This window comes from Ruegeria sp. CJ9, from assembly GCF_056536625.1.
The window spans coordinates 41,886-56,460 of the sequence record NZ_JBQFPY010000013.1 but is presented as its reverse complement, the minus strand read 5'-3'; the positions used below and the strand labels follow the sequence as shown (position 1 = coordinate 56,460).

The window sequence follows — 14,575 nt, the reverse complement described above, 5'->3', positions numbered from 1 at the left end:
AAGACGACGTATGGGACGTATTCAACTTAAATCCGTGACCAAAAGCTTCGGCGACGTGCAGGTCATTCCGCCTCTGGATCTGACCATCGAGGACGGCGAGTTCACGGTCTTTGTCGGCCCTTCGGGGTGTGGCAAGTCCACCTTGCTGCGCTTGATCGCGGGGTTGGAGGATATCACCTCGGGCTCTATCGATATTGACGGGGCAGATGCCACTGACGTGCCCCCCGCCAAACGTGGCCTGGCGATGGTGTTCCAATCTTACGCTCTGTACCCGCATATGACGGTGCGCAAGAATATCGCATTCCCGCTGCGCATGGCCAAACTGGATCAGGCGGAAATCGACAAGCGCGTCGAAGGCGCTGCAGGTGTACTGAACCTTGCAGACTATCTGGATCGTCGACCTGGCCAGTTGTCTGGTGGGCAGCGTCAGCGCGTTGCCATTGGCCGCGCCATTGTGCGTGAACCTGCGGCGTTTCTGTTCGACGAACCGCTGTCCAATCTCGATGCGGCGTTGCGGGTGGGCATGCGGCTTGAGATCAGCGAGTTGCACGAACGTCTGGCCACAACAATGATCTACGTGACTCACGATCAGGTCGAGGCGATGACCATGGCCGATAAGATCGTGGTGCTTCAGGCCGGTGTCATCGAACAGGTCGGCAGCCCACTAGAGCTGTACCGCACTCCGCGCAATTTGTTTGTTGCAGGCTTCATCGGCTCGCCCAAAATGAATTTTATCGAGGGTGAAGAGGCCGCGAAACACGGGGCCCACACCATTGGTGTGCGCCCTGAACATATCACGGTATCCGAAAGCGACGGGCCATGGTCTGGTGTCGTTGGCGTATCCGAACATCTGGGGTCGGACACCTTCTTTCATATCCACGAAACCGGGTTGGCCGAAACCATCACCGTGCGCGCGGATGGAGAGGTCGGCTTCCGTCATGGAGATCGTGTCCATCTGGCCCCACGTGCAGATGTCATTCATCGGTTTGACGCACAGGGATTGCGCATCGAATGACGCGTTTGGCCGGCAAAACAACCCTAATTACGGGGGCCGCGCGTGGTATCGGCCTAGCCTTTGCCAAAGCCTATGTTGCCGAGGGCGCGCGTGTTGCGATTGCCGATGTCGACATTACCCGTGCGCGAAAGGCCGCAGCCGAAATCGGTGATCCTGCGCTAGCCATCGAGATGGACGTAACCAACCAGTCCAGCATCGACCAAGCAGTCGCGCAAACACTCGCGCATTTCGGACCCATCGACATTCTGATCAACAACGCCGCGATATTCACTGCCGCTCCGATCACCGAGATCGAGCGCGCCGATTTCAACCGCGTTTTTGACATCAACGTCGCCGGAACCCTTTTCACCATGCAGGCGGTTGCACGACACATGATCGCGCACGGGGTCAAAGGCCGCATCATAAACATGGCCTCTCAGGCCGGACGGCGTGGTGAACCTCTGGTTTCGGTCTATTGCGCCAGCAAGGCGGCGATTATCTCGCTGACGCAATCGGCAGGGCTGAACCTGATCCAACACGGGATTAACGTGAACGCCATCGCACCGGGCGTTGTTGACGGCGAACACTGGGACGGTGTTGATGCGTTCTTTGCCAAACACGAAGGCAAAGCCCCCGGGCAGAAAAAGCGCGAAGTGGCGGCGGCTGTTCCCTATGGCCGTATGGGCCGCGCCGAAGATTTGACCGGAATGGCCGTTTTTCTGGCTTCGGAAGAGGCCAAATACATCGTCGCGCAAACCTATAATGTCGATGGCGGAAACTGGATGAGCTGATGGATCCTCTGGCGAACGCAAAACCTCCGGTACCGCTGGGTTGTGATGCCCTTGCGGACTTGCCCGCAGCAGTCAGAAGGCCATCGTATCGCCACGCTGAATTGCGACCGGGTATCGTGCATATCGGTCTTGGCAATTTCCACCGCGCACATCAGGCTTGGTACATCCACCGTTTGATGCAGCAGGGCCTGGCAAAGGACTGGGCGATTATCGGCGCAGGGGTTCGGGCCTATGATGCCGGAATGCGGGAAAAGCTGGTCAGCCAGGATTGTCTGACAACGCTGATCGAACTTGACCCGTCCGGCATGTCCGCTGAAATCATTGCCCCGATGATTGACTATCTGCCGATCGAACCCGGGAACGCGCCGTTGATCCAACAAATGTCCGATCCAGCGATCCGCATCGTGTCCCTGACCATCACCGAAGGGGGGTATTTCCTGGACGCCAATACCGGGGCGTTCGACACTACCCACCAAGATATCCGCCACGATGCGCAAAACCCTGACCAACCTTGTACAGCTTTCGGCGCCATCGTTGCGGCGCTTGGGCAGCGTCGAGCGCATGGCTTGAAACCTTTTACCGCGCTCAGCTGCGATAATCTGCAAGGCAACGGAACGATCCTGCGTAACTGTATCGTCGGATTGGCGCGGTTGTCTGACCCTGATCTGGCCGACTGGATCGAACAGAACGGGGCATTTCCGAATTCGATGGTGGATTGCATCGTGCCGGCCACAACACATCAGGTGATCTCGCAATGCCGCGCCCTGGGTATCGAAGACCGCGCCCCGGTTTCGCATGAGAATTTTCGCCAATGGGTGATCGAGGATGATTTCTGCGCTGATCGTCCCGCGCTTGAAAAGGTTGGTGTGACACTGACCCGCAATGTACATACGTACGAGGCCATGAAGCTGCGTGTTCTGAATGGCGGCCATCAACTGCTTGCGAATGTTGGGGAAATACTGAATGTCCCGACGATTGCCGACTGTATGCAGGACGACGATATCACAGCCTTTTTCAAAAAGGTTCAGGCTGAGGGTATATTACCTCATGTCGCGCCGGTGCCTGGAACACCACCTGCTGACTATCTTGAACTGGTCGCGAGACGTTTTGCGAATACTGCCATTCACGACACGACACGCCGGGTTGCCTTTGACGGCTCGTCCCGCCATCCCGGATTTTTGCTGCCATCGCTGCGTGACGCACTGGCGTCAGGATCGCCAGTAGACGGGCTCGCCCTGGCCGAGGCGTTCTGGTGCCGGATGTGCGCGGGCCTTCGCGAAGACGGAAGCGAAATCGCGGAAAATGACCCCTTTTGGACCGAATTGCATGACGCTGCTCTAGCCGCGAAATCGGACCCCTTGATCTGGATCGCACAAAGCAAATTCTACGGAGATATCGGCCAGGAAGAAGGTTTTGCAACAGCGTTTTCCCAATGGCTCAGGACCATATGGCAACGGGGAAGCCGGGCGGCAATTGCGCGATACCTCGGGTAATCCGGTGGCTGGCCTTCGGCTTTCGAGGTCAAATACTCGCGATAAATTTTGAATATCGGGCAAATTCGGGCAAAAATACTGGCAATGTCTGCAAATAGGTTTCATCGGGTAACCTATGTTGCGCTCGGAGGTTGGCTTGAAACCCACAATTTCGCAGGAAACCATCGCCAAATGGCAGCGGATCGTCGATCTGATTGCCCGGGTTGCCGATGTCCCTGCAAGTCTCGTGATGCGGACACATGCGCCTCATCATTCTGTTTTTGTCACAAGCAGAAGTAACAACAACCCCTATGAGGTGGGATGCGGTTTTACCCTGAGTGAGAAACTTTATTGCTATGGCGTTCTGAAACGCGATGGCGAACTGACGGTCGAAAATGCAACCCAAGACCCGGAATGGTGTGACAATGACGACCTAGAACACGGGATGAGTTTCTATATCGGCTATCCGCTCAAATGGCCCGACGGTACGATTTTTGGAACAATTTGCGTTTTGGATTCGCGCCGTAACCAACGCGCAATGCTGTTCCGCGAGGGCCTGCAGGAATTCGCGAGGGTCATAGAATCCGATCTTTCGTTGCTGGTTGAGATTGACCGCCGCACCGCGCTTGAGGCCGAATTGCAAACCACGCTGGATCAACTGGAACAGCGCGTGGCCAACCGGACCGCAGATCTGGAAGAGGCAAATGCCGCGTTGCGGGTTTTGCTGAGCAGTGTCGAAACTTCGCGGCAGGAATATGATGCCAAGATTCTAAGTCAGATAAAGGGGTTAGTCGTTCCGCATCTGGCAAAGCTGCGTGGCCGAATGGACAGCGACCCTGCCGGTCGGATTTATCTGGACCTTGCTGAAGAAAGCTTGAAATCCATCACCTCTGAGATGAGTGGGCAACTGACCACGATCTTTGAATCCCTGACACCAACCGAACAGGAAATCGCACAGTTGATCATGCGGGGGCAGACGACCAAGGATATTGCGAGAACGCTGTCACGCGAACCCAGCACGATCGAGTTTCACCGCAACAACATACGCGCAAAGCTTGGATTGAAACGCAGCGGTAAGAACCTGCGCAGCCTGCTGTTGTCGATCCAGTGAACATGGGGAATCCCCCCATGTTTCCCCCGTAGATTTTCGATGCACTGTTTAATAAACCGGCTTGGTACCCTGTTTCTGTTCCGGCAAAGACCGGAACGAGAGACAACAGGGAACACCAAAAATGGAAAGAGATGACCTGGACCTTAAGCCAACGGTATTGCGTGGTGACAAGGATGAGTTGACGCCGGGCCTGTCGCGGCGATCCTTTTTTATGGCGGCGGGTGCTGCCGGTGTTGGTGGGGCGGCCTCGCTGCTGACCACGACATCTGCCAAGGCGCAATCCACCGACTGGACACAACCCGGCAACAATAACGGCGTGATCGAATTGCAGAAAACCACGGGACAATCCGTGGACGGGACCGTCGGGATCGACTATTACGGTCACTGCGCCATCAAGATCACATCACCCGGTGGTGCCACCGTTCTGTTCGACCCCTGGCGCGACGACCCTTCGGGTGCGTGGGGTCTGTGGTTCAAGAATGAATTCCCGGAAACGCCGGTCGATATCTGCATGTCCACGCATACGCATTTCGACCATGACGCCATTCACCGCCCGGTTTCGACCATGGTTCTGGACCGGATGGTCGGGAACTTTGAATTCGCCGACATCAAGATCACCGGTTTTGCGGACAAACACGTGTGCCGCGCGCCGGGCTGGTACGACTGGACCAACGCACTGGGCGAGTTCGGAGTGCAAGCCTGCCCGCCGGACAATGTCAGCCACATGGACATGGTGGTTTATCTGATTGAAACCGGCGGCATCCGCACACTGATCTGGGGCGACAACCGGCACGATCCGCCACAGGAATTCTGGGATGCGATTGGCCAGGTTGATGTTCTGACATTGCCCGTCGACGGGTCGCAGCACATTCTGGACTATAAACAAGGCAACGACATCGTCGAAAAGCTGAAGCCCAAGATCATCATTCCAACGCATTACCTGAGCGAGACCACAAGCTATACGCTGACCACGCTTCAGAATGCGGATGAATGGGTGAAATCGCAGAAAAGCTACAAGATGCTGGATTCGGCCAGCCTGTCTCTCGAATCGGGTGATGTGGCCGGAATGGATCGCGAGTTCCTGTATTTTGGGCACAACGCACACACAGCCTGACCTAGGCAGGCCGGTAGGGCGGTTAGCTTCGCGCAGGCCGCCCTGCCACAAACTCACGTAAAGCTGACGTAGCCTCAGGGCGAATTCACCTTCAGCCGTTTAACCGCCGCTGAACATCTTCGTCGTATTCACCCGCCGCCATCCGCTTGAACGCCCTTTTCCAACCATCCGCCAATTCCGGCATCACCGCCAATTCCTCGGCCTCGGCACGGGTCGCTTTTCTGAGCAACCGGGACGACACGTTGCGCGGTTAAAACCCGATTTCGTTGTCCAGGGGCGTTTTCTTATCGAAAACAAAGATGCTCTGTTGTCAGAGCTTCGACCGTTTCAATGATGTCCTTCTCCAATTTGCGCGCGGCGGGTGACAGCGCCGATCCCGCTTTGCGCAACAGATGAATGTGGCGCTTTAAGGTCTCATCGGCCAGTGGACGGAACACAAGGTCGCTCGGACCTGAAGAGATTGCAGCCATTTCAGGCAGGATGGTCACGCCAATACCGGCCCTGACCATCCCCAGAATGGAGGTCAGGTTATGGGCCGATAAACGCGATTTGGCGTGTATCTTTTCGGATTCTGGACCCGGAATGCCGTCGGATAAGCTATTGGCGATCAGACGTTCATTTTCCAGCGCTTTCCAGTTGACGGGGCCGGTGCCCGTGGCCAACGGATGATCTGGGGCGACCAGAACGCCGAACCGGTCGGTCAGCAAAAGCTGGCTGTGCAGACTGGACCCGTTGACGCCCAGTGTTGCGATACCGATATCAATTCGACCGCGTGACAATTCATGCAAAACCGATTTTGAATCCATATCGCGCAGGTCGATCCGGACTTTGTCATATGTGTCTATTTTACGGGCAAAAACCTGCGGAATGATTGTGCCAGCCACTGATGGTACTGTGGCAATTCGAACATGTCCCAAACTGGCGTCAGCGAAATTTTCGATGGCCCGTACAGTATTGTCGAAATGCTGAACTTCCTGCTCTGATTGTTCGAGAACAAATTCTCCTAGTGCGGTGAGCTTGTTTTTCCGGTCCGTTTCGAACAGCGGTTCCCCAAGATGGGTTTCCAGCTGTTTCATCATCATCGACACCGCAGAAGGTGTTCGTTTCAGGACCAAAGCCGCGTCCGTCAGGTTGCCACAACGCGCGACGGCGACAAAGCCACGAAGCAATTCGATTTTGAGTGTCATCCGATCATTTCAACTTATCTGAAGTAATGTTCAATAATTTTAGTTTGATTGATTACCCCAAAGAGGTCCATACCTGATCGATACTTTCTGAATGAGGCGACACAGCTATGGCTGACATCCAAAAGAACCTGATCGCTGGCGAGTGGCTGGCAGGTGAAAGCGAAATCGAAAACCGCAACCCATCTGATCTGAGCGACTTGGTTGGTATGTTTGCTCAGGCCAGCGCCGATCAGCTAGAGACAACGCTGGATCAGGCGCGTGTCGCACAAGCCGAATGGGCGGCTTATGGGCTTGAGCGCAAACAGGCGGTTCTGAACGCCATCGGCAACGAATTGATGTCCCGTGCCGAAGAACTGGGCACCCTGCTCAGCCGGGAAGAAGGTAAACCACTGGCCGAAGGCAAGGGCGAAGTCTATCGCGCCGGTCAGTTCTTTACCTATTACGCTGCTGAATGTCTGCGCCAGATTGGTGAGAACGCTGATTCAGTACGTCCCGACATCGAGGTTGATGTGCGTCGCGAGGCCGTAGGCATTGTAGCCATCATCAGCCCGTGGAACTTCCCCACGGCAACCGCTTCGTGGAAAATCGCTCCGGCGTTGTGTTATGGCAACGCCGTTGTGTGGAAACCTGCCAACATTACGCCCGCCTCGGCGGTGGCCCTGACCGAGATCATCAATCGTCAGGATATCCCTAAGGGTCTGTTCAGTCTTGTGATGGGATCGGGCCGATCAATCGGTCAGCGTCTTGTCGAAAGCCCTAAGGTCAACGCGATTTCTTTCACCGGCTCGGTTCCGGTCGGCAAGGGTATCGCGACGGCGGCCATCCAGAACCTAACCAAGGTTCAGATGGAAATGGGGTCGAAAAACGCTCTGGCCGTTATGGACGACGCCGATCTGGATCTGGCGGTAACGCTGGCCCTTGGCGGGGCGTTCGGTGGCACAGGGCAAAAATGCACGGCCTCCTCCCGCCTCGTGGTTCACGCAGGCATTCACGACGCGTTTGTAGAAAAGCTGGTTGCGGGTGCGCAGGCGATGAAAGTCGGCCACGCGCTGGAGGAAGGGGTTCAGATGGGTCCGGTCGTCAGCCAGCAGCAGTTGGCTGAAAATTTGGCCTATGTCGATCTGGGCAAATCCGAAGGCGCCGAACTGGCTTGTGGCGGGCAGCGTTTGGATATGCCGCATGACGGCTTTTACATGTCGCCCGGCGTGTTCCTGAACACGCGCAACGATATGCGCATCAACCGCGAAGAAATGTTCGCGCCACTGACCAGCGTCATCAAGGTTGGCAGCTATGATGAAGCGCTGAGCGTCGTCAATGACACTAATTTCGGCCTGACCTCGGGTATCGTGACCAAATCGCTGGCTCGGGCCACGCATTTCCGCCGCAACGCACGCACCGGCGTTGTCACGGTGAACCTGCCCACCGCAGGCACCGATTATCATGTGCCGTTCGGTGGCCGCGGCGACAGTTCGTACGGCCCGCGCGAACAAGGCAAAGCCGCGGCTGAGTTCTACACAACGGTCAAGACCGCCTATATCAGCGCCGGAAAGCCGGATTGATGCTGATCGATTGCCTGCAATACGCCAACTGGTCGGAGAAAATATTCCGTCAATTGCGCGAAGGGGGCGTGGACGCGATCCACGTCACCATCGCCTATCACGAAAACTTCCGCGAAACGGTTCTGAATTTTGAGAAATGGAACCGTTGGTTCGAGAAATACCCCGACCTCATCATGAAAGGCCGCTGGGCCAGCGACATTGACGTGGCCCGAGAAACGGGGCGGACGGCGGTGTTCTTTGGCTTCCAGAACCCCTCGCCCATCGAAGACGATATTGGTCTGGTCGAAATCCTGCACGATCTGGGCGCGCGGTTCATGCAGCTGACCTATAATAACCAGTCGTTGCTGGCGACGGGCTGTTACGAGGCCGAAGACACCGGCATCACCCGCATGGGCAAGCAGGTCATCAAAGAGATGAACCGCGTTGGTCTTGTGGTGGACATGAGCCATTCGGCAGATCGTTCAACCATCGAGGCGGCTGAGATTTCCGAACGTCCCGTCGCCATCACCCATGCCAATCCGCATGAGTGGTCGCCTGCCCTTCGCAACAAGCGGGACATGGTTATTCGGGCCGTAACAGAAAACGGTGGGATGCTGGGCTTTTCGGTCTATCCTCATCACCTCAAGGACAAATCCGACTGCACGCTTGAGAGTTTCTGCGAAATGATCGCGCGGACTGCGGACAAATACGGCGCTCAGCATTTGGGGATCGGTACCGACCTGTGCCAGGATCAACCCGACAGCATCGTGGAATGGATGCGTGTCGGTCGCTGGACCAAAGAGATCGACTATGGTGAGGGCTCTGCCTCAGCCCCCGGTTTCCCGCCCATGCCAGATTGGTTCCGGGACAATCGTGACTTTGGAAATATCAGGAATGGCTTGGGCAAGACCGGCCTGAACGCCGACGAAATCGCCGGAATAATGGGAGGCAACTGGTATCGCTTCTTTAATGACAACTTCGGGCCGCCGGAAAACTGAGGAGGCATGGCCGAATGACTGACGTTTCCCAACGCGACCCTAAGCTGGTGATGCGCCTTGCGCGCCTTGGATCGATGCACCAGTCGCGCCTATCCTTCATGCGTGTTTTGACACGGCGTCTGGCCCGAGAAAACTGGCGGTTCGAGCAGACTGCTTTCGAGATTGATGAAAACGGCGTCGGCCATGCTGTTTATACAGCGCACGGGCCTGATGCGTCATATTCGTTGATCGCCTATGCCCATGACCTGCCGCCTGAAAAACGGTCTGATCGGGTGATTGCCGAAGCCTGGGACGCCACATTCACATTGTTCGATGGTGTGCCGACTGCGGATGACATCGAACGCCTGTCGCATAATATCCCGGTTCAGGAAGCAGGGCGCGTGACCGGCACAGAACTATCGGTCTCGCGCGCGAACCGGTCGGTGCGCCTGTGGGAGCATGTCGTCAGCGAACTGGCTGGCGGACGCCAGCCGTCCGTCGCGAAAATCGAAGACGTCGGTTACCTGATGCGCACGACAGCCGTTTACGGCTCGGGCAAACTGGGTGCTGCGGATCGTGAGATGATCGCCGACCGCCCCGAATTTCGTGCGCCTTTCCAGGTTGAGATGTTGTCGGTCTATCTGACGCGCTGGTTCGTGACCGATCTGGTGCAATACATGGCAGACCTGCGCGCGGCAAAAGACGGAACCCGCGCGGCGCGGCTGGACCCAGGGATTGCCCGTTCGATTGGCATCGGCAACTCGACAGGTCTGGGCATGGCGCCGTTTCTGCTGAACCACCCGGTGCTGTTCAACAATTGGATGGCCGCCCGCGAACGGGCCATTCAGGCCGTCCGTGCGGTTCAAAAGGCAACCGAGGCTGAAATCACCCTGTTCCGGGAAATGCTGACGCGCAACACGCAGATCGTCGAAACCTGGCATTCGGAACACCCGATCCAGATTGAGAAACTGGCGGCCCTTCGTGGGGATGTCGCCAAGGTTACCGATTATCTGGCCAGTGCCAATCTTGATGCGGATTATCCCTGGAATACGCTTTACACATGGGCCGAGACGAACCTGACCCTGGAAGGGCAGGAATGGATTGCCTCGCTTATTCTGGAACCTTACGGGGACCTGGTAGACGGGTTTGCCGAAAGTATGGCGGCAGATAACACCGCGACCTTCCGGATAGCGGGTGCGATGAAGATCGGCGATTTGCGGACGCTGCTGAAGGACATTTATGGCTGGGCGATCGAGACAGATTGGACCACTCCGGCCAGCAAGGCTCGCGCTTGGTATGTTTCCGAGGAAAAGCTGGAACCGCGCCTAGGTGAACGCTTTGAAGAACCTATAGAGGAATATGAACAGCCTCTGGCCCCCGGGCGGGATGCCGCAATGTTGTATCAGGCTCTGGCTCATTGGTCGGACGAGGCACAGGTTGCGGATTTTCTTCTGCGCCACCCTGAACACCGCCACGTCCTGCGTCGGGTCCAGATCGTAGGTCGCGCACCCTATGCTGAAATTCGGGACAATACGATCTCGGATCGAGTACTTCCCATCGACATGTTGCGTTGCAAGCTGTCCTTCTTTGGCGCGACCAAGTTTGATCCTCGCTCGGACCGCTGGGTTCGGATCTGCATGTATGGGAATGCTCCCCTGCCCTACGAATTGGCTTCTGAAAACGCCGATTTCTGGGTATTCCCCGAACTTGAAGAGGCCGTGGCATGAGCCATTCGTTGAATGAAATCGAAGCCATGAGCAAACGCGCCGCGCGCGGTGCCGGCCTGTCATGGGGGCTGGCCGAAGAGGCGGCCAAAGGCACGCGCTGGCTGTCGGCTTTCGGGTTCTCGGGGGCTGGGATGTTGGCCGATCTGCTGGAAATGAACGACCGCATTCCATCGATTGACGTGTCGCCCGTCTCTCTTAGCGCCGAAGTATGGCATGCTCCCACACGGCGTATGAGTCCGCTGATCGCCGGGGCATCGCTGAGCGATTGTGCCGTGCGGCTGATGAATCGGGGATCGATCACCATGGAGAACGTCAGCCTGCCCCTGTTGGCAGTGCCGTTCATGGGCGGTGCCGCGTTGCGTCTGGGCGTGCCGGTTTCTGCCGAATGGCAGGGGGCCCGCTTGGCCACCGACGGACGACAGGTTTGCGTACAAGCAACGCCCGATGCGCTTGAGGCGCACCACGCAAACAAGCTGGTCTTTTCCGCGCCCGCCGAAATGACCGGGCGTCGTGAACCGGTGCTGCGCGCCGATGTGTCAGAGGAAAACTGGAACAGGCTCAGCGGCTTTGCCCATCGCACGTTCGCCCCCGCAACCGAGGAAAGCCGTTTGCGCGGCGCCGGTGCGGGATTGAGCGACAACGACTGAAATGCGGCTCCTGCACCGGGGCGCTTACAACTCTTACGAACGGGAATATATGATGATCGCCACTGAAACCCTGTCACTGTCCGAGATTGAAGACCTGGCCTTTCGCGCGCTTGTCAAAGCCGGAACATCCGAGGAAAACGCGCGTCCTTTGGCGGTCGCCACTGCAATGACCGAAGCGGATGGGGTGGCGTCACACGGGTTGGCTTATATTCCGATCTACGCTCAGCATGTCGAATGTGGCAAGGTGGACGGCACTGCAAAACCGGTGGTCACACAGCCTCGCCCTGCCGTTGTCACAGTGGATGCCGCCACTGGCTTTGCCCATAGTGCTATTGATTTGGGGTTCGAGAAACTGATCCCGCTAGCGCGTGAACAAGGCGTTGCAGTTCTGGCTGTCAACAACTCGTATAATTGCGGTGTTCTGGGCGTGCATACACAGCGGTTGGCGCAGGCCGGGCTGCTTGGGATCGGATTTACCAATGCCCCTGCCTCGATTGCCCCGTCGGGTGGCGCGAAACCCGTTGTCGGCACCAATCCATTTTCGATTTCCGCCCCCGATGCCGATGGCAATGCCGCGCTGCTGATCGATCAGTCCGCCAGCACAATTGCCAAGAGCGAGGTGATGAAGCACGCCCGCGAAGGCAAATCTGTGCCCGAAGGCTGGGTGCTGGACGCCAATGGCCAACCCACCACCGACCCCGAGGCTGGTCTGAAAGGCTCGATGGTGCCATCGGGCGGTTACAAGGGTGTCGGCATTGCCCTGACCGTCGAACTGATGGCTGCTGCGATGGCGGGTGCGACGTTGGGTTCCGTGGCCAGCCCATTCTCGGGTACGGCTGGTGGCCCGCCGAAAACCGGTCAATTCTTTATTGCCATTGACCCACAGGCGACTTCGGGCGGGCTGTTTCAGGACAAGCTGGCCGCTCTTATCGAGTCGGTCCGCTCGCAAGACGGTGCCCGCCTGCCAGGCGACGGTCGCACGACATACAGAGAAGGGGCTGCAAAGGAAGGTGTCGCAGTGAACGCTGCCCTTCTTGAAAAGATCCGTGCGCTTTTGTGACGCGAAAGGGCAATAAACGGACGGAGAATAACAAACTGATATGCGCACCCCCTATAGATTTGGCGGGAATGGCGCACTTCGAAAAATAAAAAAGGCCATTTACCGACAAGGGAGAACAGAGATGTCGATAAAGGAACCGTTTACGGACTTAGAAATAAAGACCGCGGATGATGGTTTTTATGAGAACTACAGCGTCCCGATTGCGCTGATAAGCAAGGCGATCATGGTTGCTCTGGTGCTTTGGGCTTTGGTCTTTCCGGCCAATGCCAACGGCACCCTGGGCAGCTGGAACGGCAAATTACTGGAGAGCTTCAACGGCTTTTACGTCATCATCGTGGGCTTTTTCTTTTTGTTTCTGGCGGTGGTGGCCATCCTTCCGGGCACCGGTAAGCGTGTCATGGGCACACCCGGAGAAAAGCCCGAGTTTTCGAACTTTTCGTGGTTCTCGATGATGTTCGGGGCCGGTCTTGGCGTGGGCCTGATGGTGTTTGCAACGGCCGAACCGTTGGGGTTGTGGGGCTCAAACCCCGTTGTGGTTGCCGGGGATGTTCCGGGCAATGAACCCGAGGCGATCCAATCGGCCTATCGCTATACGTTCCTGCACTATGGTTTTCACGCCTGGGCGATCTATGTGGTGACGGGCCTGTCTCTGGCCTACTACGCCTATACGCGTAACATGCCACTGACGATCCGCGCGGCGCTGACGCCGCTGTTCGGCAAGCTGATGAACGGTTTTCTTGGTCATGTGGTTGACGTTTTGGGCGTGGTTGCGACCATCCTGGGTGTTTCGGTCACCATTGGTTTTGGTGTCAGCCAGTTTATCGACGGGGTCTATGCGATCACCGGTATGCAATGGGTAATGGACCTGAGCGGAGACGTTCCGGCACCATCCAAGGTGGGCTTGATCGCGGGTCTGGTCGTTATCATGGCACTTTCGATCATTTCGGCGGTTTCGGGTGTCGGCCGCGGGGTTAAGTATCTATCAAACCTGAACCTTGTGTTGTCGATTATCCTGCTGGGAACTTTTGTGGTGTTCGGCTCGTTTGTCTTTGCAATGACCACCTATGGTTCGGCGATGGTCGACTATATCTTCCACTTCATCTCGCTGAGCTTTGGCGCCTATGGGCCGCTGTCGGCAGAAGCTTTTGCTGCAGCACTGCCCGCAGAAGCACAGGCCCATGCGGCAGACCTGATGGGGGGTGCTACCAACGCCTGGGGCAGCTTTGACGGCTTCAAGAGCGGTCTGGAAGGTGCAGCAGCTGAACTGGACGAAGCAACTCTGGCCGCAGCTTATGCAGCCGGTGAACAGGGCCGTCAGTTTGGTTGGCAGTCGGGCTGGACCACGTTCTATTGGGCTTGGTGGATCGCGTTCTCGCCGTTCGTTGGCTTGTTCCTGGCACGCATCTCAAAGGGTCGTACCGTGCGTGAGTTCATCCTGGGTTGCGTGTTCGCACCGGCATTGGTGTGCTTTGCCTGGATGACAGTCCTGGGCGGCACCGCGATCGATCTGGAACTGGCAGGCGCGGCCGAGGGCGCGATCATTGGGGCGTCGAACACCAACAAGCTGTTCGTGACTTTGTCCTACATGATCGACGGTGGGTTGTTGTCAATGCTGAACGTCATGTGCGTGATCCTGATCATGACCTTCCTGGTTACCTCTGCGGACTCCGGGATTTTGGTGATGAACACAATCATGTCGGGTGGCAGTCAGGAGACCGGCGTCAAACATCGCATCATTTGGGGTGTGATTCTGACCGCCGTAATCGGTGCGCTGATCTTGGCAGCGGGTGAGAACAACCCGATGGACGCATTGCGCAATGCGATGATCATCGGCGCGCTGCCGTTCACTATGGTGATGGGTTTGATGTGTATTTCTCTGGCCAAGGCGCTTTATCGCGACGGGCAGCGGGACAGGCACGAAGACGCCGGAACACAGGCAGCTGAATAACCTAAGCCA

The 14,575-nt window shown here is 57.0% G+C and carries 13 protein-coding genes; 11 read left to right on the top strand and 2 right to left on the bottom strand.

What is annotated here, in order from left to right; all coding sequences use genetic code 11:
• The first annotated feature begins 10 nt into the window (after window positions 1–10).
• The 5 genes from ACR0AJ_RS19770 to ACR0AJ_RS19750 all read left to right on the top strand — a co-directional run bounded on the left by ACR0AJ_RS19770 (window position 11) and on the right by ACR0AJ_RS19750 (window position 5,482).
• On the top strand, window positions 11–1,015 hold the full coding sequence (locus ACR0AJ_RS19770; protein ID WP_480649232.1) for an ABC transporter ATP-binding protein: 1,005 nt from the start codon (window positions 11–13) through the stop codon (window positions 1,013–1,015).
• Window positions 1,012–1,785, top strand: coding sequence for an L-iditol 2-dehydrogenase (locus ACR0AJ_RS19765; RefSeq protein WP_480741706.1), 774 nt, complete (start codon window positions 1,012–1,014; stop codon window positions 1,783–1,785). Before ACR0AJ_RS19770 ends, ACR0AJ_RS19765 begins: the two co-directional genes overlap by 4 nt.
• A complete protein-coding gene (locus ACR0AJ_RS19760; RefSeq protein WP_480741704.1) occupies window positions 1,785–3,278 on the top strand; it encodes a mannitol dehydrogenase family protein in 1,494 nt (497 codons plus the stop codon). Before ACR0AJ_RS19765 ends, ACR0AJ_RS19760 begins: the two co-directional genes overlap by 1 nt.
• Before the next feature lie 136 nt (window positions 3,279–3,414).
• Window positions 3,415–4,368, top strand: a complete 954-nt coding sequence (locus ACR0AJ_RS19755) for a LuxR C-terminal-related transcriptional regulator (protein WP_480649236.1) — start codon at window positions 3,415–3,417, stop codon at window positions 4,366–4,368.
• Window positions 4,369–4,489: 121 nt separating this feature from the next.
• Window positions 4,490–5,482, top strand: coding sequence for an MBL fold metallo-hydrolase (locus tag ACR0AJ_RS19750; protein ID WP_170507851.1), 993 nt, complete (start codon window positions 4,490–4,492; stop codon window positions 5,480–5,482).
• A 91-nt stretch (window positions 5,483–5,573) separates the two neighbouring features.
• Here ACR0AJ_RS19750 and ACR0AJ_RS19745 read toward each other — a convergent pair whose 3' ends face one another.
• Together ACR0AJ_RS19745 and ACR0AJ_RS19740 are read right to left on the bottom strand one after the other, a co-directional pair.
• Window positions 5,574–5,711, bottom strand: a complete 138-nt coding sequence (locus ACR0AJ_RS19745) for a hypothetical protein (RefSeq protein ID WP_170351966.1) — start codon at window positions 5,709–5,711, stop codon at window positions 5,574–5,576.
• Window positions 5,712–5,766: 55 nt separating this feature from the next.
• On the bottom strand, window positions 5,767–6,669 hold the full coding sequence (locus ACR0AJ_RS19740) for a LysR family transcriptional regulator (RefSeq protein WP_170551290.1): 903 nt from the start codon (window positions 6,667–6,669) through the stop codon (window positions 5,767–5,769).
• Window positions 6,670–6,776: 107 nt separating this feature from the next.
• Between ACR0AJ_RS19740 and ACR0AJ_RS19735 the strand changes: the two genes are divergently transcribed.
• The 6 genes from ACR0AJ_RS19735 (at window position 6,777) to ACR0AJ_RS19710 (ending at window position 14,566) form a co-directional block, all read left to right on the top strand.
• Window positions 6,777–8,228 (top strand): aldehyde dehydrogenase family protein, encoded by a 1,452-nt coding sequence (locus ACR0AJ_RS19735; protein ID WP_480741701.1) that lies wholly within the window; start codon window positions 6,777–6,779, stop codon window positions 8,226–8,228.
• A complete protein-coding gene (locus ACR0AJ_RS19730) occupies window positions 8,228–9,205 on the top strand; it encodes a membrane dipeptidase (protein ID WP_480741700.1) in 978 nt (325 codons plus the stop codon). Before ACR0AJ_RS19735 ends, ACR0AJ_RS19730 begins: the two co-directional genes overlap by 1 nt.
• Before the next feature lie 14 nt (window positions 9,206–9,219).
• Window positions 9,220–10,911, top strand: a complete 1,692-nt coding sequence (locus ACR0AJ_RS19725) for a hypothetical protein (RefSeq protein WP_170351970.1) — start codon at window positions 9,220–9,222, stop codon at window positions 10,909–10,911.
• On the top strand, window positions 10,908–11,558 hold the full coding sequence (locus tag ACR0AJ_RS19720) for a DUF3726 domain-containing protein (RefSeq protein WP_480649247.1): 651 nt from the start codon (window positions 10,908–10,910) through the stop codon (window positions 11,556–11,558). The genes ACR0AJ_RS19725 and ACR0AJ_RS19720 overlap by 4 nt, the downstream gene beginning before the upstream one ends.
• A gap of 52 nt (window positions 11,559–11,610) precedes the next feature.
• Window positions 11,611–12,618: an Ldh family oxidoreductase gene (locus ACR0AJ_RS19715; RefSeq protein WP_480741712.1), complete on the top strand. Its 1,008-nt coding sequence runs from the start codon at window positions 11,611–11,613 to the stop codon at window positions 12,616–12,618.
• A 121-nt stretch (window positions 12,619–12,739) separates the two neighbouring features.
• On the top strand, window positions 12,740–14,566 hold the full coding sequence (locus ACR0AJ_RS19710; protein ID WP_170351972.1) for a BCCT family transporter: 1,827 nt from the start codon (window positions 12,740–12,742) through the stop codon (window positions 14,564–14,566).
• Window positions 14,567–14,575 lie beyond the last annotated feature (9 nt).

What these genes read in the sequence shown, in the direction of transcription:
- ACR0AJ_RS19725 (WP_170351970.1), top strand. Translation starts at nt 9,220, where the DNA reads ATGACTGACGTTTCCCAACGCGACCCTAAGCTGGTGATGCGCCTTGCG.
- ACR0AJ_RS19735 (WP_480741701.1), top strand. Translation starts at nt 6,777, where the DNA reads ATGGCTGACATCCAAAAGAACCTGATCGCTGGCGAGTGGCTGGCAGGT.
- ACR0AJ_RS19710 (WP_170351972.1), top strand. Translation starts at nt 12,740, where the DNA reads ATGTCGATAAAGGAACCGTTTACGGACTTAGAAATAAAGACCGCGGAT.
- ACR0AJ_RS19720 (WP_480649247.1), top strand. Translation starts at nt 10,908, where the DNA reads ATGAGCCATTCGTTGAATGAAATCGAAGCCATGAGCAAACGCGCCGCG.
- ACR0AJ_RS19715 (WP_480741712.1), top strand. Translation starts at nt 11,611, where the DNA reads ATGATCGCCACTGAAACCCTGTCACTGTCCGAGATTGAAGACCTGGCC.
- ACR0AJ_RS19760 (WP_480741704.1), top strand. Translation starts at nt 1,785, where the DNA reads ATGGATCCTCTGGCGAACGCAAAACCTCCGGTACCGCTGGGTTGTGAT.
- ACR0AJ_RS19750 (WP_170507851.1), top strand. Translation starts at nt 4,490, where the DNA reads ATGGAAAGAGATGACCTGGACCTTAAGCCAACGGTATTGCGTGGTGAC.
- ACR0AJ_RS19740 (WP_170551290.1), bottom strand. Translation starts at nt 6,669, where the DNA reads ATGACACTCAAAATCGAATTGCTTCGTGGCTTTGTCGCCGTCGCGCGT.
- ACR0AJ_RS19770 (WP_480649232.1), top strand. Translation starts at nt 11, where the DNA reads ATGGGACGTATTCAACTTAAATCCGTGACCAAAAGCTTCGGCGACGTG.
- ACR0AJ_RS19765 (WP_480741706.1), top strand. Translation starts at nt 1,012, where the DNA reads ATGACGCGTTTGGCCGGCAAAACAACCCTAATTACGGGGGCCGCGCGT.
- ACR0AJ_RS19730 (WP_480741700.1), top strand. Translation starts at nt 8,228, where the DNA reads ATGCTGATCGATTGCCTGCAATACGCCAACTGGTCGGAGAAAATATTC.